Source organism: Pyxidicoccus sp. M15 (assembly GCF_056858435.1).
The window spans coordinates 8533696-8557100 of sequence record NZ_CM166495.1 but is presented as its reverse complement, the minus strand read 5'-3'; the positions used below and the strand labels follow the sequence as shown (position 1 = coordinate 8557100).

The 23405-nt window shown below is 70.0% G+C and carries 21 protein-coding genes; 7 read left to right on the top strand and 14 right to left on the bottom strand.

Annotated features, from left to right (window positions below; genetic code table 11):
* Positions 1-12: 12 nt before the first annotated feature.
* The 10 genes from ACX9TP_RS31775 to ACX9TP_RS31730 form a co-directional block, all read right to left on the bottom strand.
* Positions 13-744, bottom strand: a complete 732-nt coding sequence (locus ACX9TP_RS31775; RefSeq protein WP_482974390.1) for a CIS tube protein — start codon at positions 742-744, stop codon at positions 13-15.
* Positions 741-2339 carry a hypothetical protein gene (locus ACX9TP_RS31770; RefSeq protein WP_482974389.1) on the bottom strand — a complete coding sequence of 533 codons (1599 nt, stop codon included), beginning with the start codon at positions 2337-2339 and terminating at the stop codon, positions 741-743. The genes ACX9TP_RS31775 and ACX9TP_RS31770 overlap by 4 nt, the downstream gene beginning before the upstream one ends.
* A gap of 2 nt (positions 2340-2341) precedes the next feature.
* Positions 2342-2893, bottom strand: coding sequence for a phage tail protein (locus ACX9TP_RS31765; protein WP_482974388.1), 552 nt, complete (start codon positions 2891-2893; stop codon positions 2342-2344).
* Positions 2894-2977: 84 nt separating this feature from the next.
* The gene (locus ACX9TP_RS31760) at positions 2978-3193 is read right to left on the bottom strand and encodes a DUF6760 family protein (RefSeq protein ID WP_482974387.1); all 216 of its coding nucleotides are present in this window, start codon (positions 3191-3193) and stop codon (positions 2978-2980) included.
* Positions 3145-3528 (bottom strand): hypothetical protein, encoded by a 384-nt coding sequence (locus ACX9TP_RS31755; protein ID WP_482974386.1) that lies wholly within the window; start codon positions 3526-3528, stop codon positions 3145-3147. The genes ACX9TP_RS31760 and ACX9TP_RS31755 overlap by 49 nt, the downstream gene beginning before the upstream one ends.
* Entirely contained in the window at positions 3522-3962 is a 441-nt protein-coding gene (locus tag ACX9TP_RS31750) for a phage tail protein (protein ID WP_482974385.1), read from the bottom strand. Before ACX9TP_RS31750 ends, ACX9TP_RS31755 begins: the two co-directional genes overlap by 7 nt.
* A 48-nt stretch (positions 3963-4010) precedes the next feature.
* Positions 4011-5180: a phage tail sheath family protein gene (locus tag ACX9TP_RS31745; protein WP_482974384.1), complete on the bottom strand. Its 1170-nt coding sequence runs from the start codon at positions 5178-5180 to the stop codon at positions 4011-4013.
* Positions 5181-5187: 7 nt separating this feature from the next.
* Positions 5188-6411, bottom strand: coding sequence for a phage tail sheath family protein (locus ACX9TP_RS31740; protein ID WP_482974383.1), 1224 nt, complete (start codon positions 6409-6411; stop codon positions 5188-5190).
* A gap of 41 nt (positions 6412-6452) precedes the next feature.
* Positions 6453-7100: a peptidase associated/transthyretin-like domain-containing protein gene (locus ACX9TP_RS31735; protein ID WP_482974382.1), complete on the bottom strand. Its 648-nt coding sequence runs from the start codon at positions 7098-7100 to the stop codon at positions 6453-6455.
* Position 7101: 1 nt separating this feature from the next.
* On the bottom strand, positions 7102-7674 hold the full coding sequence (locus ACX9TP_RS31730) for a Pvc16 family protein (protein ID WP_482974381.1): 573 nt from the start codon (positions 7672-7674) through the stop codon (positions 7102-7104).
* 227 nt (positions 7675-7901) lie between these two features.
* Here ACX9TP_RS31730 and ACX9TP_RS31725 point away from each other — a divergent pair, with 227 nt between their 5' ends.
* Positions 7902-8057 carry a hypothetical protein gene (locus tag ACX9TP_RS31725; protein WP_482974380.1) on the top strand — a complete coding sequence of 52 codons (156 nt, stop codon included), beginning with the start codon at positions 7902-7904 and terminating at the stop codon, positions 8055-8057.
* Positions 8058-8154: 97 nt separating this feature from the next.
* Here the strand turns inward: ACX9TP_RS31725 and ACX9TP_RS31720 are convergent, their stop codons facing one another.
* The 3 genes from ACX9TP_RS31720 to ACX9TP_RS31710 form a co-directional block, all read right to left on the bottom strand.
* Positions 8155-8478, bottom strand: a complete 324-nt coding sequence (locus ACX9TP_RS31720) for a hypothetical protein (protein WP_482974379.1) — start codon at positions 8476-8478, stop codon at positions 8155-8157.
* Positions 8479-8668: 190 nt separating this feature from the next.
* Positions 8669-11290, bottom strand: a complete 2622-nt coding sequence (locus ACX9TP_RS31715) for a Kelch repeat-containing protein (RefSeq protein WP_482974378.1) — start codon at positions 11288-11290, stop codon at positions 8669-8671.
* Positions 11287-11976 (bottom strand): hypothetical protein, encoded by a 690-nt coding sequence (locus tag ACX9TP_RS31710; RefSeq protein ID WP_482974377.1) that lies wholly within the window; start codon positions 11974-11976, stop codon positions 11287-11289. The genes ACX9TP_RS31715 and ACX9TP_RS31710 overlap by 4 nt, the downstream gene beginning before the upstream one ends.
* Positions 11977-12467: 491 nt before the next feature.
* Between ACX9TP_RS31710 and ACX9TP_RS31705 the strand changes: the two genes are divergently transcribed.
* Genes ACX9TP_RS31705 through ACX9TP_RS31690 form a run of 4 tightly spaced genes read left to right on the top strand, consistent with a single transcriptional unit; the run spans position 12468 to position 18568 of the window.
* Entirely contained in the window at positions 12468-13316 is an 849-nt protein-coding gene (locus ACX9TP_RS31705) for a hypothetical protein (protein WP_482974376.1), read from the top strand.
* Positions 13313-15649 carry an RCC1 domain-containing protein gene (locus tag ACX9TP_RS31700; protein ID WP_482974375.1) on the top strand — a complete coding sequence of 779 codons (2337 nt, stop codon included), beginning with the start codon at positions 13313-13315 and terminating at the stop codon, positions 15647-15649. The genes ACX9TP_RS31705 and ACX9TP_RS31700 overlap by 4 nt, the downstream gene beginning before the upstream one ends.
* 5 nt (positions 15650-15654) lie before the next feature.
* A complete protein-coding gene (locus tag ACX9TP_RS31695) occupies positions 15655-15750 on the top strand; it encodes a hypothetical protein (protein ID WP_482974374.1) in 96 nt (31 codons plus the stop codon).
* Between the two features lie 58 nt (positions 15751-15808).
* A complete protein-coding gene (locus ACX9TP_RS31690; RefSeq protein ID WP_482974373.1) occupies positions 15809-18568 on the top strand; it encodes a CHAT domain-containing tetratricopeptide repeat protein in 2760 nt (919 codons plus the stop codon).
* A gap of 33 nt (positions 18569-18601) precedes the next feature.
* On the opposite strand, the gene ACX9TP_RS31685 is transcribed toward ACX9TP_RS31690, so the two are convergent.
* Positions 18602-21181, bottom strand: coding sequence for a LamG domain-containing protein (locus ACX9TP_RS31685; RefSeq protein WP_482974372.1), 2580 nt, complete (start codon positions 21179-21181; stop codon positions 18602-18604).
* 319 nt (positions 21182-21500) lie between these two features.
* Here ACX9TP_RS31685 and ACX9TP_RS31680 point away from each other — a divergent pair, with 319 nt between their 5' ends.
* Positions 21501-22541, top strand: a complete 1041-nt coding sequence (locus ACX9TP_RS31680) for a sulfate ABC transporter substrate-binding protein (RefSeq protein WP_482974371.1) — start codon at positions 21501-21503, stop codon at positions 22539-22541.
* 15 nt (positions 22542-22556) lie between these two features.
* Positions 22557-23399, top strand: a complete 843-nt coding sequence (gene cysT, locus ACX9TP_RS31675) for a sulfate ABC transporter permease subunit CysT (RefSeq protein WP_482974370.1) — start codon at positions 22557-22559, stop codon at positions 23397-23399.
* Positions 23400-23405: the final 6 nt, after the last annotated feature.

Sequence of the window (23405 nt, the reverse complement as noted above, 5' to 3'; positions counted from 1 at the left end):
GGTCACCTCCCGTCAGCTCAGGGGCGGAATGTCGAGCACCTGTCCGGGCACGAGCTTCCGCGGGTTCTGGAGCCGGTTGGCGTTGGCGATGGTCCGCCACCGCGAGCCGTCCCCGTAGACCTCCGCCGCGATGTTCATCAGCGTGTCTCCGGGGCGGACGGTGTATTTCTTGGCCACGTCCGCCGAGTGCAGCTCGCCCCGCTTCGCGTCGTCCTCCGTCTGGTACTCGGTGAAGACGCAGCCCAGGGTGGCGCGCACGGGGGTGCCGTCCTCCAGGAAGAGCGAGAACTGCTGCGACACCTGGGAGAGCACGCCCTTGAAGAGGAAGAACCTGCCCCAGGAGAGCTTGCACACCGGCGGCCGGTGCAGCTCCTTGTTGTAGTGCGTGAGGTCCGCGACGGGCTTCGTGTACGTCACCACGCTGACGGCGTTGGGCGTCGCCAGCGGGGCCTGGGCGAGCGGCGAGCGCAACAACGCCAGGCGGCTGGCGAGCCCCAGCCCGTTACCGGGCTCGCCCTCGTAGGTGTCGAAGAAGAGGTCGATGCTGAAGAGGCTCGGCTCGACCATCTGCAGGTTGAGCCGCCGCCGCTCCGCGACCTTCGAGTCCATGGCGGCCTGGTCCAGCCGCCAGGACACCTTGTTCTCGAAGGAGAGCTGGTTGGGGTTGAACAGCGCCTCCACCTTGCCCAGAAAGTCGCCTTGTTTGTTCTTCTCGTACTCGATCTTCAGCTTCGCGAGGCTCATCGCCGGTCCCCCTTGCGCTCGCGCTCCACGGCCAACTGGCGGAGCAGGCTGCGTTGCACCTTGTCGACCAGGGAATCGATATCCAGCTCGTGCGCGGAGGCGGTGATTGCAGCCGGTGACGGCGGCGTCCGTACGGCGCCACGGGCGGTGGTGTTCGCGGACCGGGCCTGCGCGGGCGCCGCCGCCTCATGCCCCGGGCCTTGTGGGGACACCGCCGACGTCACGGGTGACGGCAGTCCAGCGCCATCCCTCGCGGCGAGGACAGACACCCCACCGTAGCTGGGGGCCGCATGCGTCAGGGCGACTCGCGCGCCCTCCGCGCCGGGCGCTCGCGCCTGCACCCTGGGGAGTTCCGCTTCCGCCACGGCACCCGGGAAGGGAGCGGCGGGCTCGAACCTCCCGGGCGCTCGCGCCTGGACCCTGAGCCGCCCCATGTCCGCCGTGGCCTCCGTGAGCGGAGAGGTGGACTCGGGCGCTGGCGCCTGCACCATGGGCCGCACCATGTCCGCCGTGGCATCCGTGAGCGGAGGGGTGGACTTGGGCGCGCGTGTTTGGTCCCTGGACCGTCCCACGTCTGCTGCGGAATCCGTGAGGGGAGCGGCGGGCTCGGATGCTCCAGGTGCTCGCGCCTGCACGCTGAGTCGTCCCATGTCCGCCGCGGCATCCGTGAGCGGAGGGGCGGGCTCGGATGCTCCGGCTGCTTGCGCCTGGACCCTGGGCAGTCCCGTGTCCGCCACTGTACCCATGAGAGGAATGGCGGACTCGGAAGCGCCAGGGTGCGGCATGACGACGGACCGGGCCCCGGCGCGCGTGTCTTCCGACGCGTCCACGTGGGCGGCACCTGCTGCCACGACGGCGCTCGCATGACGCAGCTCCGCCGGGGCGCCCCTGAAGGGAATGGGACGCACGCGCACACGCTCCGGAAGTGGTGGGGCGTGGGCGGCGGAATCGGACGTGCCTTGTCGCGCGGCTTCGGTCGGCTCCCTCATGTCCCGGGACGGAGGCAGCCGGACCGCGCTCACGACCTTCCGCTCGGGCGGCGGCAGCGCCTCCGTGAGCCGCACGGGCTCGAAGGGCCGCGCCGGAAGTGGAGTCGCGAGGACCCTGCGCGGGCCAGCTTCTGAGTTCCCATGCGCGAGCACGCCGCGCTCGCCGGAGGACCCCGAGGCCATGGTCCCTGATTCAGGGGCGGGAGAACCGTCACCCCGCCCGTGCCCCAGCGGGAGAGGGGAGGACGGGGACAGCTCCGTGTGGGCCGGACGTGGCTCGGCGCTGGACGGTGAGGCGGCGCGCACGGGAGCGCTCGGGGCGGCGCTGGCGGCCTGGGCTTCCGGCGTGGCGGCGGTCGGCGCCGCGGCACCCGTCCACTGCGCGTGGACGATGGGGACCTGCTCCGTTTGAAGCGCTCCCGTGGGCGAGCGGCGGCGCAGCACGTCGGCGGACAGGGCACGGCGGCGCTCCAGGTACTCGAGCCACCCCAGAATGCGCTGCACCACGTGCATGGAGATGCTGCCCGGCTGCATCAGCGGCCGGGTGAGCCGCGCGGCCAGCGCGGGCTCCAGACTCTCGTGCGACGTGGGGGGACGGGGACTCATCTTCAGCCCCCGGTGACGTGGATGATGCGCTGGCTCAACTGCGCCACGCCGCGCCCCAGCGAGAGGGCCTTGCTGAGCGCCGGCTTGACGATGCCCTTGTGGATGAGCTCCACCGTCTCGACGGCCACCTCATTGCCCTGGCTCGCGTCGAACGTCGGGCCCCGCCACCTCACCGGGAGCGCCTCGCGGATGTCCCACCACATGACGGGGATGCGCTGCCGGTCGAGCACCATCAGCGTCATGTTCCGGCGCTGGATGACCCCGTGCGAGACGCTCTCGTACCAGTTCCACAGCGTGTCGATGTCCGTCAGGCCATGCGACAGCACGAGGTTGGGGTAGCGCGTCTCGCCCGGAATCTTGTGGAGGTAGCCATTGACGCCTCCCTCGGCGTACTCGCGCACCTCCGTCAGGCTCTCCAGCCCATGCACTTCGCGAAAGCCCCCCGTCAGCAGGCCGTCAATCTCAACCAGGAAGTTGTAGGGCATGTAGGGGTCCAGGCGGACCCCGAACGCGCTGGCGGCCGCGTAGGCCGCGTTCAAACCCAGTGATGGCATGACGGACTCCCGTGCGACGGATGTGATTGGACCGCCCCGTGGAGGGCGGGCGGACCTGGTGGAGCGGCTTCACCCGGTCCAAAGTCAGCGGCGCTGTCTGGCCTGCTCGTTCAGGCGCTCGTTGAGCTGCGAGACTTCACCGACCCAGCGCTGGCGCTCCCGGTGGTCCATGGACATGACGTCGTCGTAGGACCAGTGGAGATACCGGGACAGGTACGCTACCTCCTCGAACAGCCGGTCCGAGGGGTAGCTCAGGCTCCCCCCGGGGCGGCGGTCTCCACCTCGAAGCCGGCCTGGCAATGCGGGCAGTTCACCAGCAGCCGCGTGTGCCCGTTCTCGTTGAGCCGCCGGTAGAGCTCCTGCAGGTAGATGAGGTCCCCGGACAGCAGCCCCTCGACGATCTTGGGGTTGAGGTGCTCCAGGGAGCCCAGCCGCGTCACCACCCGTGACAGGAGGATGATGACCAGGTAGCCCGGATTGGACTGCACCCGGGGGTCCTTGAGCGGCGCGATTTCGTCGAACGCGGTGGACATCCGCATCGTGCCTTCACGATGGAGGACGCCGTCCGGCCCCACGAAGCCGTGCGGGAGCGTGAAGGGAAACTCGGTGGGTTTCCCGGCGGCGCCCTCTACCATTTCTGGACCTCGATGCCCTCGTGCGCCAGCTCCAGCGTCTCCACCGCCACCGCGTCCGACGTCGCGTCAAAGGTGGGGCCGGACCACTTCACCGGCCAGCAGTCCTTGACGTTCCAGCGGATCTGCTCCTCGCCCTTGATGTTGCGCAGCACGATGGAGATGTTGCGGCGGGTGATTTCACCCTTGGAGATCTGCTCGCGCCATTGCCAGAGCGCCTTGTCGTTGGTGATGCCGCGGCTGAGCAGGATGTTGGAGTAGCCCACCAGTCCCGGCAGCTGGCGCGGCGCCAGGTTGGCGTCCGTGCCCTCGCGGTACGCGCTCGCGCTGGACTCGGTGTCCAGCCCCGCGCAGGCCCGGAAGCCCATCTGGGTGATGCCGTCCAGCTCGACGGCGAAGTTGAAGCCATGGAAGGGGTCTTTTCGCTCGATAGCCATGCTGGGTGCTCCTCTGGTTGAATGGTTTCAATCCCTCTCACGCCAGGACTAGGTGGAGAGGGTCACCCCGTCGGCGCTGCGCACGAGGCGGACGACAAGGAACTCGTTGGGTGTCACGGGCGCGAGGCCAATCTCCGTCACCACCTGCCCCGCGTCCCGCACCTGCTGGGGATTCGTTTCCGCGTCACACTTCACGTAGAAGGCCGCTTCGGCGACGTCGCCCTTGAGCGCGCCGCGCTGGTGGAGCTTCTCGAGGAAGGCCCCCACCTCACGGCCGATGCGTATCCACAGCTTCAAGTCATTGGGCTCGAAGACGATGCTGGACATGACGAGCTCCAGCCAGCGGCTCAGCGTCAGCACCGTGCGCCGCACGTTGATGTACGTCCACTCGGGGGACCGGCTCAGCGTCCGGCCGCCCCAGATGCGCATGCCCCGGCCGGTGAAGGCGCGCAGGCAGTTGATGGCGGGCCCTCCGCCCGCGAGCAGCTGCTCCTGGGCCGCCGAGGACAGCCAGACCTGCAGGTCCAGCACGCCCTCCAGCGCCTCGTTCGCCGGCGTCTTGTGGAAGCCCGCGCTCCGGTCCGTGCGCGAGTAGATGCCGGCCACGTGCCCGCAGGGCGGCACGAGCCCCGCGCCGTCCGCGCCCCGCACCTTCACCCAGGGGAAATACAGCGCGCCGTGGCTTCCGCCGTCGAAGGCGCGGATGGCGGTGTCGAGCGCGTCGCGGTGTGCGCGGGCCCGGGCAATCAGCTCCGCCTCGCTGCCCGTGCCCAGCGGCGAGTCCAGGATGGCGAAGCAGTCCCCGCGCTCGGCGCACGCGGCGAGGACCTGCGCCTGGGCGTTGGCGAGCGCGGCCGGGGCCAGCGCCGCGAGGCCGGGCGCGCAGACGAGGTCGAAGCCCTCCAGCTTCGACAGCTCGTCGAGCGCCCCGGCCAGGCCCGCCGCGCCCAGGGGCACGACGTAGCACTGCCGGCCGCCATTCTCGAAGAAGCCGCGGATGGCGAGGGCGAGGAGGGGCTCCGCCCAGCTGGTGCCGTGGCGCTGCTCGCGCTGGGCCCAGGCCGAGATGTCCAGGGAGAGGACGCGCTCCACGTCACCTGCGGGCTGGAGCACCTTGCCGATGAACGCGGGCACGCCCGTCTGGAGCACCACCTCCGGAACCGGGGGCACCTGCTCCAGGAAGACTCCGGGGCTCTGCGAGGGAAGGCCGGGCATCATCCACCTCTCAGGTGTCCGAGGCCTTCTGGCCGATGCGGAAGATGACGAACTCGGCCGGCTTGCTGACGGCCACGCCGATGTCCGTCACCACCTGGCCCAGCTCGCGCTGCACCGGGGGGTTGTTCTCCGCGTCGCACTTCACGAAGTAGGCCTCCTCGGGCTTCGTCCCGAAGAGGGCGCCGGAGCGCCACACGCCCGCCAGGAAGGCGCCCACGTTGCGGGTGATGCGGGCCCAGAGGTCCGGGGTGTTGGGCTCGAAGACGGCCCACTGCATGCCCCGCTCGATGGACTCGCGCAGGAAGATGAAAAGGCGGCGCGTGCTCAGGTACTTGAACTCGCCGTTGGCGTCGCCGCCCATCGTCCGTGCGCCCCAGACGGTGATGTTGCCGTTGAGGGTGCGCAGGCAGTTGACGCCGTGCGGGTTGAGCCCGTCCTGCTGCCGGCGGCTGATGGCGTACTTGAGGCCCAGCACGCCGCGGATCGGCTCGTTGGCCGGGGCCTTGTGCACTCCGCGCTCGGTATCCACGCGCGCGTAGATGCCGGCCATGTGCCCGCTGGGTGGCACCATCTTGCGCTTGCGCGTCGCCGGGTCGAACACCTCCACCCAGGGGAAGTAGAGGGCCGTGTACGTCGAGTTGGACGGCAGCTCCGTGCTGCCCTTGGCCAGCTTCGTCACGTCCAGCCTGCCGTCCGCGCCCGCGTATTCCGCCTTGCTGTCGAGGATGGCGAAGCGGTTCTGGCCCAGCTCGCAGTAGTCCTTGAGCGCGGTGTAGATGACGGCGAAGTCGGCGTCGGCCGCGGGCACACAGGGGGCGGCGACGATGGCGATCTCGTCGATGGGGTCGAAGAGCTTGAGGGCGTTGGCCACGTCGGCCACCGCCGTCACGCGCGTCACATAGCAGCGGCTGCCGCCGTTGGTGAAGAAGCCCAGCACCGCGTGCGCCAGCGCCCGGTGCGAGGCGTTCTTCGAGAAGTCCCCGAAGGCGTCCTTGAACTCGGTGAAGTTGGTGATGAGCTTCACCACGCCGGCGGGCGTGGGAACGGCGAAGGGGGTGGCGCTGTCCGCGGGCTCGCCGTCCGCCATGGGCGGCGCGTTGAAGTCCGGCACGACCAGCGTGTCCGGAACGAGCCCGACGAACCCCGCCGTGCTGGTGCCCGCGCCCACGATGGGCGCGTTGCCGGAGGGGACCTCTTGGACGTAAACGCCGGGTGAAGCCACTGTCATCGTCATGTCTTGCGCTCCTGTGATGCGGCCGTGAAGGAGAGGGCTCTCTAGGGGTAGAGGATGAGGGCGGCCGGAGCGGCGATGACTCCCGCCTGGACCGTCACCGCCAGCGAGCCCGCCTGGAGCCCTGGTGCATTGACGAGCAGGGTGCGTGGCCCTGGCTCCACGTTGTCCAGATAGAAGTCACCCGTGGAGGTGCTGTAGGCGCACCCGGCGCTGCCCCGGGCCCGTACCTCGGCCATCCAGAGCGGCGTCGTGGACGCGGGCTTGCCCGGCGCGGGGGGAAGGTATTGCAGCACCTTCCCCTGGATGGCCGTGGGGGGCAGGTTGACGGGAGTGAAGGCCGTCGTGACCTTGCCCGCCGCGTCCCGCGACACGGTGACGGACACGGTGGCCGTGCCGTAGTGCCGCGCGGCGCCCGGCAGGGAGACGCTCAGGGTGTAGGCGCCGTCGGGCAGGTGGAGGAAGCGGAAGCCTCCGCTCGGCCGGGTGTACGTGAGGTCCGCGCGCTCCCGCATGGCGCCCCACGCCGCGCCGTGCACGACGGCCAGGGTGTCGAGCGTCGTCTTGAAGGCGGGAGGCATGCCGGTGATGCGCACCTCGGCGCCCTCGAGGCCCTGCGTCGTCCGGGCGTCGAGCACCCGGCCCGCCAGCGACGCCTGGAGGCGGGGGAGGGAGAGTTTCGAGAAGCCCATGTCAGCTCCTCACGTCCGTGGCCGGCACGCCCACGTCCGTGGGCCTCCAGACGTCCACGGCCAGTGTCACCGTGTAGTTGAGCGCCGCGCGCGGCTTGCCACCGAGCGCCTGCCAGAACTCGCCCTGGCTCCGCAGGCTGCTGGACGGCGGCAGCGAGGCGCGGATGGGCAGGCGCAGGTCCTTCATGCTTCCCTGGAGCAGCTCGGCGGGAAACTCGCGGTGGACGAAGAGCACCTTCATCACCTCGCCGAGCAGCCGGTGCTCGTCCTGGTCCGGCGAGGGCGTCCCGCTCTGGGGCCACGCGGTGACGAGGTAGCTGCAGTCCACGCGCACCGGCGCGGGCACCTTGAGCACCCGGCCGTCCGGCTGCTGCTCGAACGTGGGCTCCAGGTTGCGAAGGTCGACGTTCTCCCGGATGTCGTAGAGGAAGAAGTCCACCGCGGGCAGTGACAGGCCCGCGGGAGGGAACTGGTTGTTGGGCGGCATGAAGCTGATGCGGACCTGCTTCACCAGGTCCGGCGGCAGTTGCTTGTTGAGCAACTGCAGGATGGTGCTGTCCAGGTCGTGGAACATGCAGGCCTCGCGGCGCCCCCAAGGGAGTGGAGATGGAGCTCGCCGCGCCGCCGGGCGAAACGTTCCATCCAAGACATCCGCTGGACGTGCGGGCCGCGAGGCCTGTGAATTATTTCTTCAGTGCGCACGGCCGGGGGCCCACCGGCCCCGGCCTCTTCCGTCGGCGGTCCTTGCCGACCCAGGCGCGCGCGCCCTCGGCCAGCAGGCGGCGGAGGAAGGCCACCGCCATGGACCTGGGCTCCCCGGACACCGGCTGCTTCCTCGACGCCATTGAAGTCGGGGCCCGCTTCCTGACGCGGCTCAAGGCCCGGCACGACCCAGGGGTGCGGCGCGTGCACGCAATGATGAGCCAGGGCGTGACGCTGGAGCAGTTGGATTTGTAATCAGATTGTGATTGCCCTGCGAAGCTCAAATACATCCCATGCGGCGCGGCAGACCCGCCGCCGCGCCGCACGGCTGTGTTTCACGGCCTATCCAGGCTCAGCAGTGGATCCATCCCGAGTCGTCACAGGCGACCGGGCAGTGGCTCTCACACCGATCCCAAGCCGTGTTGTAGAGGACGGGTCCACAGCGGATGGCGTTGTAATAGAAGACCGCGCCATCGGTCGGGCAGGTGAAATCCCCCTCGCACGAGCAGTCCAGGCGCTCCTCCCGTGACTCCATGAACGTGGCTTCCGTGGCGGTGGTCTGCTGCTCGCCCTCGGTGGAAACCGCGCCGCAACCCGAGGCGAGCGCGGCGGCGCCGAGCGTCAACGCCAACCACATCGCAACCCGCCGTGCGTCTCGCATGAACAACCCGTGCATGTGGATGTGCTCCCTTACGCCTGGAGTTGTTGGGGGTGGCGCCAAGCCGGTTGATAGCTGTTATCGGAAGTCTCAATCCAGCCAATGTCTCCTTGAACAGCTACGCGCAACTGCTGCACATGATGGCCAATAATTTCCTGTGTATGTGTTCGCGTGAGGCCTGGGGCCGCCGATCACGGGCACGGCCAGCTCAGGGGATGTAGAGCTCCGCGCCCGTGTCGTCGGTGCCTCCGGTCACCAGCACCCTGCCCGTGGGAAGCAGCAGCGCCCGGTGCCCGCCCGCTCGCACTCCCGAGGTCCGGCTCGTGGGAGTCCATTGGCCCGGGGCCGGGCTGTAGAGCTCCGAGGTGGCATTGGTGCGGAGGCCGCTGGAGGTCCCGCCCAACTTTGTGCTCCCCCCGGTCACCAGCACCCTGCCGTCCGGAAGGAGCACGGTGGCATGGTCATGGCGTCCCGAGAGCATGAGGCCCGCGGCGCTCATGTTGGCCAAGGCGGTCCACTGGCCGCTCCCCGGGTCGTAGGAGTCCACCTTGTCGGTTGAGAGGGAGTTGAAGCTGGGGTTGCCCATCTCTGCCCGGTATTGGAAGCCTCCCACGATGAGGACCCGGCCCGGAGGCAGCAGCGTGGCCGTGTGGGCGCTCCGATTCACGCGCATGGGGCTCAGCGTGTTCCAGGACTCATCCTGCTCATCGAAGACCTCCGCCGTCGTCAGGGAGGGAGTCCCGCCCGGGCTGCCCCCGGTGACCAACACCCTGCCCGAGGGGAGCAGGGTGGCCGTATGGGCGGTACGCCCCTCGGTCATGCTCGCCGTGTAGCCCCAGGTCCCAGCGCCCGGGTCGTACAGCTCCGCGGAAGCGAAGCCTCCCGTTCCTCCCGCGACGAGCACTCGACCCGAGGACAGGAGCGTGGCCGTGTGGCCGCTCCGGTTCAGGTTCATGGAGCCGGTGTCCGTCCAGGTCCCCGAGACCGGGTCGTACAGCTCCGCCGGAGCATTCTCCGACGTGCCCCCCGTCACGAGCACCTGTCCCGAGGGCAGCAGCGTGGCCGTATGGCTCTCGCGCGGCGTGGTCATGTCGCCCGAGCGGGTCCAGCGTCCGGAGAGTGGGTCGAACACCTCCGTGACGGCGAGCCGTGAGTCCGAGGCATCGACACCGCCGACGACCAGGACCCTGCCGGAGGGCAGCAGGGTCATCGTGTGGCGCTTGCGCACCGAGCTCATGTCTCCCGCGGGTTTCCAGACGCCGGTGCCCGCCTCGTAGCGCTCTACGCTCGTCACGCCGCCCCCCAGGACCACCGCATCCCCCTGGGGCAGGGCGATGGCCGCATGGCCTGTACGGGGAGCGGCCAGTGACACCGTGGAGCTCCACGTATTGCGGGTCGGGTCGTACAGCTCCGCGGTCTGCAGCGGGACGCTGTAGCTCCCGCCGGTGACGAGCACCTTGCCAGAGCCGAGGAGGCTGGCTCCATGGCCGGTGCGCCCCGGGGGGGCCATGGCCTGGATGGAGGCCCAGGTCCTCGTCCCCGGGTCATACAGTTCTCCTGTGGCCAGGGGCCCGGAGGTGCCGGTCCCCGCGAGCACCAGCACCTTGCCGGAGCTCAGCAGGGTGGCCGAGTGGCCCGCGCCCCGGGCCTCGGCCATGGCGCCGATGGAAGACCAGGTGTTCGCGTCCGAGTTATACAGCACCGAGGTGGCGAGGAGCTCCGAGACAGGCACTCCCCCGCCGCTGAAGTACGTCCGGGTTCCTCCCACGAGCAGCACGCTGTCCGGGAACGTCAGCACCGTCGCGGTGTGGCCGTGGCGGGGCTGGGGCAGTGGGGCCGCGGCAGACCAGGTGCCCGTGGCCGGGTTGAATATCTCGGCGGTGTTCAGCGAGATGAAGGCGTCCGCGCCCCCGGCCACGAGGACCTTCCCAGAGAAATTGAGTCTCGCGAAGACGGCCGTGTGGAGGTGCCGGCCCACGGCCATGCTCCCCGTCAGGGACCAGGTGCCCGTGGCCGGGTTGTAGATTTCGGCGGAGCTCACCACGCTGCCGTTGGCGTCCCTGCCGCCTGCGACCAGCACCTGTCCGTCGAACAGCAGCGTCGCGCTGTGGCCCCAGCGAGCCACTGTCATGGACGCAGTGGGGAAGACGTTGCCCGTCACCGGGTCCTGGAGGTCCGCGGTGGCCAGGGCGGTGTCCGGGGCCCGTCCTCCCACCACCAGGATCCGGCCGTCGTTCAGCATGGTGGCGGTGAAGTCCCGACGGCTGGCGGACAGCGTTCCCGAGGGCCGCCACGCGGGACAGTCGGGCAGCCCACCGACGAGGAACTGGACCGAGCTGGAGGGCCCCAGCGAGTTGGTGAGGGTGGCGGAGACGAAGGGCGGCGTCCCACTGGCAAGGCAGTCTGGCGCCGTCCAGAAGACGCTGCTCGTGGTCTCACCATCCTCCTGCGTCCCCAGGGTGCCCAGGGTGGCGGACCACTCGAAGCGCAGGCTGCCCGCCGGAGGCCTCTCCGCGGTGACCTGGAAGGAGACCAGTCCCCCGGGCTGGGCCATGGGCATCAACGGCCGGCGGTCAGTCACCTGCGGCGGGCCGCCCGCATCCAGCGAGGTGCCCGCGTCCGTCGAAGTGCCGGCGTCCTTCGAAGTGCCCGCGTCCGCATCGTCCGAGCCTCCGTCCTCATCCGGAGTCTCTTCGCCATTGCCGGGACTCCCACAGCGCTCGGGAAACCGCTCGCAGAGCCTGCGCTTCTCCAGGTCGAAGTCGGCACAGCCCGCGCCCACCAGTACCGCCAGTACCGCCAGCAAGGCCCGGGATGAAGGTGTGCTCATGGCCACGTCCCGGACACGAAGGCCGAGCTTCCATCCGTCCCCACGCTCACCGCGCCCTGCTCCGTGGGCGCGCCGAGGAGATACATCCCCGCCGCCAACCCCAGCCCGAGCATGCCCGCGCTCATCAGGCCCACGCCCGCGGTCTGCAGCGTGCGGCCACGCGAGACGCTGCGATCCACGCTCTCGAGGTTCGCCAGGGCAGGGTCCGCGTTCCGCAGCTTGGACAGCTCCCCGCGTGACAGGGCCCAGGTCACGCCACCGGCGGCGGCGAGCGTGCCTCCGATGATGGCCGGCAACAGGGCCCTGGAGCGCGGCGTGCGCTCTGGCCGCGCGGCCGGCGGGACTTGCGTCTCGGGAGGCTGCACCGCTTTCTCGTGTGGCGCGTCCGCCACCTGGGCCGTGGCCTCGCCGCGCCGGGCCAGGGAATGCTTCACCTCCTGGCGCAGGGACTCGAACTGCTCGGATATCCTGGGCGACACTCGCACCGGAAGCTGTGCGTCTGGCTGGAGGAACAGCGCGGCCTGGAACGCGGCGGCGGCCTCGTCCTTCCAGTGCATCTCCGCCATGATGATGCCTTCCCAGAGTGACAGCGCCACGTCATCCTCGACACCACTGGACAGGCGCCGCGCCGTGACGAGCTGCTCGAGGGCACGCTCGAACGCCAGCGCCTCATGGAGCCTGCTCACGGAGACCAGATAGGGCTGCACCGCGGGTCCGGGAGCCGCGAGTCCCTTCCATGGCACGATGAAGAGAATGAGCCAGCACAGAGCCGCTCCCAACGCTTGACCTGTTCGCATGTCTCCCCCGGATCGGCCTTCCTAACATGGCGGACGGACTCGGTGAAACACGGTGCCCGCGGGGAAAGGACCCCACGGAATCATGGACGACTCCGAGGGGCTGTCGCGTCAGCGGTCAGTCGAGGGCGTCCAGCGCGATGATGTCGGAGCGGGTCCACTCGCCGGTCTCGAAGTAGCGGCGGAATGGGAGCCCTCCTGGGAGCGGTAGGGCAAGCCTGACTCAGGTGTAACAGCCCTCCGGTTCCTTATAGTCGCGTCCCGTTTCCTGGCATGTCTGGTCTTGCACCTGGCAGGGAGGACCCTTGCGAGTGCGGGCCGCCGGAACACGAGGGACATCCATGGACTCAAAAGGCTTCCTTCCAGGGCGCCACGCGCGGCGGTTGGTTTCTACGTGCAGCCGCCGACTGCTGGGCGCGTTGCTGCTGGGCCTGACCGTGCTGCCTTCGCTGCAGGCCACCGCCCAGGCGCAGGGCAGGGTGCAGCCCTACCTGCTCTCCGTGCGCCGCCTCTACGAGAACCTGGAGTATGAGCGTGCCCTGGAGCAACTCGCACGCGCCAGGCGCCTCTCCTCGGGGAAAGAGGAGGACGTCGTGCTTGCTCTCTACGAAGGCGCCATCCTGGCGGACCTCGGCCGGGTGGAGGAGTCGGAAGCGGCCTTCAAGGCGGCGCTCTTCGTGCATCCCGAGGCGAAGCTGCCCGTGCTCGTCTCACCGAAGGTGGAGGAGCGGTTCGAGGCCGTGCGGCGGCAGGTGAAACAGGAGGTGGAGGCCGCGGCGCGCAGCCAGGCGGACGTGCCGGTGCAGGTGCCACCCCCGGAGGCTCCGCCCACGTCCGTGCCGGACGCACCGTACGCCCCGGCGCTGGCGCCGGAGGCTGTCGTCGCGCGGGACTCCAGCGGCCAGGGGCGGCGTACAGGCGCGTGGCTACCGGCCACCATTGGCGGTGGGCTGCTGGTGGGAGGAGGGGTGTGTTACCTGCTGGCCCGGGCAGAGCAGTCGAAGCTGCGGGGCAATGACGCGGGCCTGGCGACACTGGAGGACGTCAGGCGCAGCGCCTCGCGAGGCAGGAGGTACCAGTGGGTGGGCGTGGGCCTCGCGAGTGCGGGCGTGGTGGGCCTGGGCGTCTCGGCGGGAGTGTACCTGCTGGGGCGGCCGTCGCAGGCGAAGGCGTTGGGAGTGGACGTGAGCACGGACGGCACGTCCGCCTTCGTGCAGGGAAGGTGGCCGTGAAAGCGCGCTGCAATGGCCTGGTGCTGGTGGTGGGGCTGCTGGCGTCCCTGGCCGGCTGCATTGACTTCGAGCAGGAGCAGGGGGGCTTCTGCCTGCGCAACCCCGCTCGTTGTGGCGAACCGCCGACGCAGGCGGCGGACGACGCCGGCAGTACCACCGACTCCGGCACGACGGGCGAGGAGGACGCAGGAGTCGCTACAGATTCGGGCACGCCTGACGCGGGTGGAGTGGACTCAGGCGCTCCGACCGACGCGGGGGCGCAGGGTGAGGCGGACGCGGGGAGTACCGTCCCTCGCGTCGTCGCGGGCGCTGGTTTTGGTTTGAAGCTCATGAAGGACGGTAGCGTCTGGGCCTGGGGCCGCAACGACGAGGGCCAGCTGGGGGATGGGACGACTGCCGACAGGCTGACGCCGGTGCAGGTGCCGGGCCTGAAGGGCGTGGCTGTCCTGGCCGCAGGCGCCTACCACTCCCTGGCCCTCAAGGCAGACGGTACCGTCTGGGCCTGGGGCGACAACAGCTTCGGCCAACTGGGGGATGGGACGACTGCCGACAGGCTGACGCCGGTGCAGGTGACGGGCCTGACGGGCGTGGCCTCTCTGGCCGCAGGCGACTACCACTCCCTGGCGCTCAAGGCGGACGGTACTGTCTGGGCCTGGGGCCACAATTTCGGCCAGCTGGGGGATGGGACGACCGCCCAAAGGCTGATGCCGGTGCAGGTGACGGGCCTGACGGGCGTGGCCTCTCTGGCCGCAGGCCGCTTCCACTCCCTGGCGCTCAAGGCGGACGGCACCGTCTGGGCCTGGGGCTACAATCTTTTAGGCCAGCTGGGGGATGGGACGACCGACGGCAGGCTGACGCCGGTGCAGGTGCTGGGACTGACGGGCGTGGCTGCCCTGGCCGCAGGCGACTCCCACTCCCTGGCGCTCAAGGCGGACGGTACCGTCTGGGCCTGGGGCTACAATAATTACGGCCAGCTGGGGGATGAGACGACCGCCGACAGGCTGACGCCGGTGCAGGTGACGGGCCTGACGGGCGTGGCTGCCCTGGCCGTAGGCGCCGACCACTCCCTGGCGCTCAAGGCGGACGGTACTGTCTGGGCCTGGGGCCGCAACAACGAGGGCCAGCTGGGGGATGGGACGACCGCCGACAGGCTGACGCCGGTGCAGGTGACGGGCCTGACGGGCGTGGCCTCTCTGGCCGCAGGCGCCTACCACTCCCTGTCCCTCAAGGCGGACGGCACGGCGTGGAGGTGGGGTCAACTCTTCCGATACGTGAACATTCCAGGTCCCTCCCGACTTACCGGCTGCAGCCACATGGCCGCAGGCCGCTTCCACTCCCTGGCGCTCAAGGCGGACGGCACCGTCTGGGCCTCGGGTGACAACGATGATGGCCAGCTGGGGGATGGGACGACCGCCGACAGGCTGACGCCGGTGCAGGTGACGGGCCTGACGGGCGTGGCCTCTCTGGCCGCAGGCGCCTACCACTCCCTGGCCCTCAAGGCGGACGGTACTGTCTGGGCCTGGGGCCGCAACTACGAGGGCCAGCGGGGGGATGGGACGACCGCCGGCAGGCTGACGCCGGTGCAGGTGCCGGGCCTGACGGGCGTGGCTGCCCTGGCCGCAGGCGCCTACCACTCCCTGGCCCTCAAGGCGGACGGTACCGTCTGGGCCTGGGGCTCCATGGGGGATGGGACGACCGACGGCAGGCTGACGCCGGTGCAGGTGACGGGCCTGACGGGCGTGGCCTCTCTGGCCGCAGGCGCCTACCACTCCCTGGCCCTCAAGGCGGACGGTACCGTCTGGGCCTGGGGCGACAACGATGATGGCCAGCTGGGGGATGGGACGACCGCCGACAGGCTGACGCCGGTGCAGGTGACGGGCCTGGCGGGCGTGGCCTCTCTGGCCGCAGGCGACTCCCACTCCCTGGCGCTCAAGGCGGACGGTACCGTCTGGGCCTGGGGCCACAATTTCGGCCAGCTGGGGGATGGGACGACCGCCCAAAGGCTGATGCCGGTGCAGGTGACGGGCCTGACGGGCGTGGCCTCTCTGGCCGCAGGCGCCTACCACTCCCTGGCGCTCAAGGCGGACGGCACCGTCTGGGCCTCGGGTGACAACGATGATGGCCAGCTGGGGGATGGGACGACCGCCCAAAGGCTGACGCCGGTGCAGGTGACGGGCCTGACGGGCGTGGCCTCTCTGGCCGCAGGCGCCTACCACTCCCTGGCCCTTGATGCGGACGGCACTGTCTGGGCCTGGGGCCGCAACTACGAGGGCCAGTTGGGGGATGGGACGACCGCCGGCAGGCTGACGCAGGTGCAGGTGCCGGGGGACTGACGGGCGTGGCCGCCCTGGCCGCAGGCGCCTACCACTCCCTGGCCCTCAAGGCGGACGGTAGCGTCTGGGCCTGCATCACTTTCCGGATCGCTGGCTCTTGATGGTGGGGGCTCTGTCGTTGCATCTGACCGGGGGAGGGGAGCCGCTCGAGGGGGCGAGATGCGGAAGCAGCGTGGGTGGGTGCTGGTGGTGATGCTGTGCTGCGCCGCGGGCGCGGCGGTGGGGGAGGAGCCACCAGGCTCGGAGCGGCAGCTCCACGAGCGGGCACCGGCCCCTCGGAAGATGGCCCCCGGCAAGAACCCGGTGGATGTCGCCAGCTCGCTCATCAACCTCGCCAACCTCTACGCGAGCAAGGGGTTGTACGCGCGTGCCGAGCCGCTCCATGCGCGCGCGCTGGCGCTTCGGGAATCGGCGCTCGGCAAGAGCCATCCCCTCGTTGCCCAGACGCTCTTCAGCCTCGCCGCCACCTACGACGCCCAGGGGTTGTACGGCCGGGCCGTGCCGCTCAACGAGCGGGCGCTGGCCATCTGGGAAACAACCCTCGGAAAGAACCATCCCGACGTCACCAACGCGCTCCTCTCCCTGGGCCAGCTCTACCTCGCCCAGGGGCTGTACGCGCGTGCCGAGCCACTCTTCGCGCGGGCGCTGGCCATTGATGAAGCAGCCTCCGGCAAGGACCATCTCTACGTCGCCATCTCGCTCAGCATCCTCGGCAACCTCTACCGGGCCCAGGGGCTCTACGCGCGCGCCGAGCCGCTCTACGCTCGCGCGTTGAAGATTCGGGAGGCGGCGCTCGGCAAGAGTCATCCCATCGTCGCGGAGTCGCTCCACGACCTCGCCAACCTCTACGTGGCCCAGGGGTTGTATCGCCGCGCCGCGCCGCTCCACGCGCGGGCGCTGGCGATTCGGGAAGCCTCCCTGGACAAGCGTCATCACCGCGTTGCCGAGTCGCTCTACAACCTCGCCAATCTCTACTCGGTCCAGGGGTGGTACGACCGGGCCCGACCGCTCTACGAGCGCGCGCTGGCCATTCAAGAAGCCACGCTCGGCAAGAGCCACCCCGACGTCGCCGCGACGCTCAACCACCTCGCCGTGGCCCATGTGGCCCATCATCGCCTCGACGAGGCGCTGCCTCTGTTCACCCGAGCCTTCGTCGCGTCGGAGCAGCGCCTGCGCCAGGAGGCGCTCGGCCTGTCCGAGGCGCGCCTGGCCAGCTTCCTCCAACTGCTGCGCGCCGATGAGGAGCGGCTCTATGCGCTGCTGCGCGCCCACCCGGACGATGGCCGCGTCAGACGCCTGGCCCTGGCCGCCGCGCTCCTGCGCAAGGGCCGCTCCGTCGAGGAGACCGCCGACATCTCCCGCACCGTCTACCGGAGCCTGGGCGCGCAGGAGCGAGACACCTTCGAGCGGTTGAGGGGGCTGCGCACCCGGCTGGCCCAGCTGTCACTCGAAGGCCCCGGCTCGCTTCCTCCGGAAACCTACCAGGGGCGCATCGAGGAGCTCTCCGAGCAGGGGGCTGCCCTCGAAGGGGACCTGGCCCGGCGCTCCTCGCGGCTGCGCTCGTTGGTGGCACTGCCGTCCGCCGCGGAGATCGTGGACCGCGTCGCCCAGGCACTTCCCAGGGACGCTGCCCTCGTCGAGTTCATCACCTACGTGGACCGGCCGCTGGTGGTCGCGCCCGACGGGCCCCAGGCCCAGCTGCGCTACCTGGTGCTGGTGTTCCTGCCTGACGGCACCATCCACTTCAGGGACCTGGGCGCCGCCGGGCCCATCGACTCGGCAGCCTCGCGCCTGCGAGACGCGCTGGCCAACCGGGACGCCACCTTCCTGGCCTCCGCCCAGGCCCTCTACCAGCTCACCTTCCAACCCCTGCTGCCGCTGCTGGGAGAGACCCGCCGCCTCTTTCTCTCACCGGATGGCCAGCTCGCGCTCGTGCCCTTCGCGGCCTTGCACGACGGCCACCAGTACCTGGTGGACGGCTTCGACCTCACCTATGTCCCCTCCGGAAGGAGTCTGCTGCCGCGTCCCCAGGAGGGCGCGCCCCCGGACTCCGTGGTCGTCCTCGCCGACCCAGACTTCAGCGCCGGCTCCGTCCCAGCACTCCCGGATTCGAAGGAGGAGGCTGTCGCGCTGGCCACGCGCTCGCTTCCCGGCGGGCGCTTCTTCCAGACGCTCCGCGCGAACCTGGCGGCACGAGCGTGGGCCCCTACGCCACTGCCCGGCACCCGCCAGGAGGCCAAGGCCATCCAGCGGCTGCTGCCCCAGGCCCGGCTGTTCCTGGGCGCCGAGGCCACCCGGCAGCGGCTGCTGGAGGTGCCCACCCCCGGCATCCTGCACCTGGCCACCCATGGCTTCTTCCTGGAGGACGCGCCCCCGCCCCCGGCCTCCCGCGCGGTGGCCCACTTCGGCGCGCTGGGCGAGGACGACCCGGCCTTCAGCCCCACGGATCCGCTGCTGCGCTCCGGCCTCGTGCTGGCTGGGGCGAACGCCCCTGCGCCGGCGGGCTCCAGCGCCGCGGCCTCCGCGCCCGACAACGCGCTGGTGACGGCGCTGGAGCTCGCGGGACTGGACCTGTGGGGCACCCAGCTGGTGGTGCTCTCCGCGTGCGATACGGGGCGGGGCGACGTGAAGCTGGGCCAGGGCGTGTACGGGCTGCGCCGGGCCTTCCTCGTGGCGGGAGCGGAGACTGTGGTGATGAGCCTGTGGAAGGTGAGCGACGAGAAGACGGGCACGTTGATGGAGGTGTACTACCGCCAGCTATTGGCGGGGCAGGGCAGAGCGGCGGCGCTGCGGGAGGCGATGCGTGAGTTGAGGAAGGCCCTGCCTCACCCCTACTTCTGGGCGCCCTTCATCGTCATGGGCCGGGAGACTCCTCTGCGCCTGCGCGCGTCCGGCTCCCAGCAGGCGCGGCCCCGGTAGCGCCGCGGCGCATCAGGGGATGTAGCGCGCCACTCACGGGCTGAACTTCCACGGCACCGTCACCGCGGGCTGGAAGCAGTGCACGTTGGCGAAGGTGCCCCCGCCCAGCTCCTGCACGACGCCCGCGCCGTACCCGCGCGCCTGGCACCACCGGCTGACCTCCAGCCTGGAGTCCGTGGAGGTGAAGTTGCCCGCGTTGGACACGGGCCCGAGCTGGTCCTTGGGCACGTCCTGGATGAGGCCCGCGTTGAAGCAGCCCACCCACGGCCGCGTGGTCGTCTCGAAAATCTGCCCCGTCGTCCAGCCCAGCCCGTTGCACCAGCGGTGCACGGCGGCGAAGCAGTCGAAGGTCTGCGCCACACGCTCGTCCGTGCACCCGGCATGACGTCGCGCCAGCTCCTCGAAGGTGACGGCGAGGCTCTGGTGCTGGATGGGCGCGCACGCCACGCTCACATCCGTGGTGGTGGCGGCTGCAGGCACGCCCAGGAGGGAAATGGGCGGCCGGTTGCCGATGAGCTGCTGAATCGTCTCGTAGACGTTGGTGCTCGTGGCCAACGCGTCATTCGCCCCACGCTGCGCGCAGACGCGGTGCATGGCGGACGCGCACGCCTGCGTGCCCAGGGCCGAGTACGTGTTGCAGGCCGGCTGCTGCTGATTCATCCCGAACTGGCCGCCGGTGGGCGAGACCTGGATGGCCTCGTCCTTACAGTCCGAGCCGTACGTCGTCAGGCACACGCTGCGGTTGGAGCGCGCGTGCGTGAAGAAGCGGACCTCGTCGATGGCGCCGCGGAACGAGCCCTCGCCGTTGGTGGGGCAGGCCTGCGTGTTCATCACGTTGCCCGCGCCGATGGCCAGCGAGCCCGTGCCCAGCCGGAACGAGCCGGTGACGACGGGCAGGGCGCGGCCCGTGGACACGCCGTTGAGGTACTCGTTGAACTGCCCGGTGACGCCGTCCCACGTATAGGCAAGCTGGCTCCACACGCCCACCGGCAGGGCGGGACTCCGGCCCAGGCGCACGCGCTGGCCGTTGAGCTGGAAGGACATCTGCACCGTGTTGTCCACCTCGTAGATGAGGTCCAGCCCGCCCGACTTCGCCAGGAGGTAGCGATAGGGATTGCCAGTGCAGCCCTGGTTGATGGCCGCGTCCGGGCGGATGGCGAGCTGCACGGTGAAGCCGCGCACGTAGGCGCCCACGCCGGGCACCGTGCCGTTCGGGTCCGTGAGGTTCACCGTGACTGCGCCCCCACCCGGCAGCACGAGCGCCTTGCCCTTGCCCTGCGGCTCCCACACCGAGCCCGACGCCGGCTGCGTCACCGCATTGCTCGGGGAGATCTGCGCCGTGCCCGTGAGCGTGCCCGTGTTGAAGCGGCCGGACAGGTCTGGCGTGCGCGTCAGGTCATACGCTCCCGCCCGGGTGACCAGCTCGTTCATGGGCAGGTAGAGCAGGTGGTAGGGGTCGCTCAGGTCTCCGATGTCCACCTCGTTGTAGTCCGAGGTGTTGCTGCCGAAGAGCGCGAGCACGTCGTGCGTCTTGGTGACGGGCAGGTAGCGCGTCTCGTTGCTCGCGCCCGGCGGGAAGTTCTGCGCGGGGCTGCGCTCCTGCTCGAAGTTCCACATCGGGCCCGAGTAGAAGAGGTGCGCGATGTCGAGCCGGTCCGTGTTGAGGCTTCCGTCGATGTGGTACGCCGCCCAGTTCGTGTCCGCGCCAATCAGGCTCATCGCCTCGCGGCGCGCGCCGTCGGTATAGACGACGGCCGCGTAGAGGACGTTGCGCCCCTCGTGGTCCACCCAGGCATAGGCACCACGCATGTAGGCCCCCGCGCCGTAGACCTCGCCGGTGGCGGCCTTCAGCGGCTGCCACGCGAGCGGGTAGCGCTTCACGCCCGCGTTCGTGTCGCTGTACATCGCCGACAGCGGGCGCGGGGGGCTCCAGCCCGTCGCCGCGCAGGGCGTGGCGTTGTACGAGTACATCAGGTGGTCGATGGTGCCGTCGTTGTTCGGCCCGCCCTGGTAGATGAGGAGGCGGCCGTCGGACGTCATCGTCGGCTCGATGCCGCGAATCCTCGCGCCGGTGGTCGTCCTCAGCTCTTCCAGGATGCCGGTGGTGAACGACGAGATGTCCGCCTGCGCCGTGAAGGGCAGCGACACGCGGATGTCCACGGGCCGGCGGCGGAACACGTTGTCGCCGTTGAACATCCGCGAGTCGAAGAGGTACGGCTGATACACCGCGAGCCCGCCGGACAGCGTGTACGGCTGGGCCGGGTTGGTGAAGCAGAACGCCAGCGCGTTCTCTCCGTTCGTCACGTTGACGGTGCGCCCGGGAGAGAAGGCGCTGGCGAAGCCGGGGCGCCCCTGCGTGTCGTACGTCACGGCCTCGGGGCGGAACACGCGCGCCTGCCAGGTCGTCGTAGTCGTCGCGTGGTCCTCGCGGATGTTGCCCACGAAGACGCGCCCATCAATCGTGGAGGAATGGCCGTTGGCGCCGAAGGGCGTGCGGATGCGCGTGTTCACCAGCGAGGGACGTTCGGCGGCGGTGGCCTCCGGACACACGAGGGACAGTGCGAGCAGCGCCGTGGAGAGCAGGGCGCGCGGGGACGGGGCACGTCGGGCCATGATGGCTCCTTTCTGGGAAAGCAAAGTATACTTGAATTTATCGGTTCGGGCCGACCACCTCCGTTGACAACCCCGCCAGCGGCAGGGCATCGTGCCGTTCGCTCATGACCCACGCGCCCGCCACCGCTTGTTGCTGCTGTGACGCACCTGCGGTGGGCGCCTGTCCGCCAGTGGCCTGAAGAGCCCTGGTCGAGCTGGTCCGAAAAAGCCCACTGCCCGCGAGGGAGTGGGCTTTCGAGTTTCAGGACCCGGACCTGGCCCCTCCCATCGCGTCCTCTTGATTCACAGTCCAGGCCCGTTGGTGAAAGGCTTGCCCCCCATGCGCACCAAGATTTGGGTTCCCCTGTTCCTCGCGCTCTCCCTGGCCAGTTGCTCGAAGTCGGGTGGCGGAGACGCCGCCGCGCCCGGAAGCACCTCCGAAGTCACCCTGCTCAACGTCTCGTATGACCCGACGCGCGAGCTGTACGCGGACTTCAACACCGCGTTCGCGAAGCACTGGGAGGCGAAGGCGAAGCAGAAGGTCATCATCAAGCAGTCCCACGGAGGCTCCGGCAAGCAGGCGCGGGCCGTCATCGACGGGCTGGATGCGGACGTCGTCACGCTGGCGCTCGCGTACGACGTGGACATGCTCCACGCCAGGGGCCAGCTCATCCCCGAGAACTGGCAGACGCGGCTGCCGGACAACAGCGCGCCGTACACGTCCACCATCGTCTTCGTGGTCCACAAGGGAAACCCCAAGGGCATCAAGGACTGGGAGGACCTGGTGAAGGAGGGTGTCTCCGTCATCACCCCCAACCCGAAGACGTCCGGCGGTGCACGGTGGAACTACCTGGCGGCGTGGGGCTATGGCTTGCGCAAGCCGGGCGGCAGCGAGGCCACCGCGCAGGCCTTCGTGGAGAAGCTCTTCAAGAACGTCCCCGTGCTGGACTCGGGCGCGCGCGGCGCCACCACCACCTTCGCCGAGCGCGGCCTGGGTGACGTGCTCATCGCCTGGGAGAACGAGGCCTTCCTGCTCACGAAGGAGGTGGGCAAGGACAAGTTCGAAATCATCGTCCCGTCGGTGAGCATCCTCGCCGAGCCGCCCGTCACCATTGTGGACAAGAACGTGGACAAGCGCGGCACGCGCGCCGTGGCCGAGGCGTACCTGAAGTACCTCTATTCGGACGAGGGCCAGGAGCTGGCCGCGAAGCACTACTACCGTCCCCGCTCCCAGGCCGTGGCCGAGAAGCACGCCGCGCTCTTTCCGAAGGTGAGCCTCTTCACCATCGCCGACGTCTTCGGCGGCTGGAAGAAGGCGCAGGCCACGCACTTCGACGACGGCGGCGTGTTCGACCGCATCTACGCCCCCCAGGCCCGCTAAGAGGGCACTCGCACCATGGCCGTGTCCTCCCGTCGCCGCGTCCTCCCGGGCTTCAGGCTGTCGCTGGGCTTCAGCTGGTTCTACCTGGGGCTCATCGTCCTGCTGCCGCTGTCCGGCCTGTTCCTCCGGACGTTCACCCTCACCTGGGCGCAGTTCTGGGAGACGGTGACGTCCGCGCGGGCGCTCGCGGCGTACCAGCTCACCTTCGGGGCGTCGTTCGCCGCGGCCCTGGCCAACGTCGTCTTCGGGCTGCTGGTGGCCTGGGTGCTGGTGCGCTACCGCTTCCCGGGGAGGGACCTGGTGGAGGCGCTGGTGGACCTGCCCTTCGCGCTGCCCACCGCGGTGGCGGGGCTGACGCTGACGACGCTGTTCTCCGCCAACGGCTGGTACGGCCGGTACCTGGAGGCGCTGGGCATCAAGGTGGCCTACACGTCGCTCGGCGTGGCGGTGGCGCTCACCTTCATCGGGCTGCCCTTCGTCGTGCGCACGGTGCAGCCGGTGCTGGAGGACATCGACGTGGACGTGGAGGAGGCCGCGGCGACGCTGGGCGCGACGCCGTGGCAGACCTTCGCGCGCGTCCTCTTCCCGGGAATCCTCCCCGCGCTGCTCAGCGGCTTCACGCTCGCGTTCGCCCGCGCGCTGGGCGAGTACGGCTCGGTCGTCTTCATCTCCGGCAACATGCCGCTGAGGACTGAAATCGTCCCGCTGCTCATCATCACCAAGCTGGAGCAGTACGACTACGCGGGCGCGACGGCCATCGCCGTCGTCATGCTGACGGCGTCGTTCCTGCTGCTGCTGGCCGTCAACCTGCTCCACCGCTGGAGCCACCGCCGGCTCGAAGCCCGGTCCGGACACTGAGGCGCC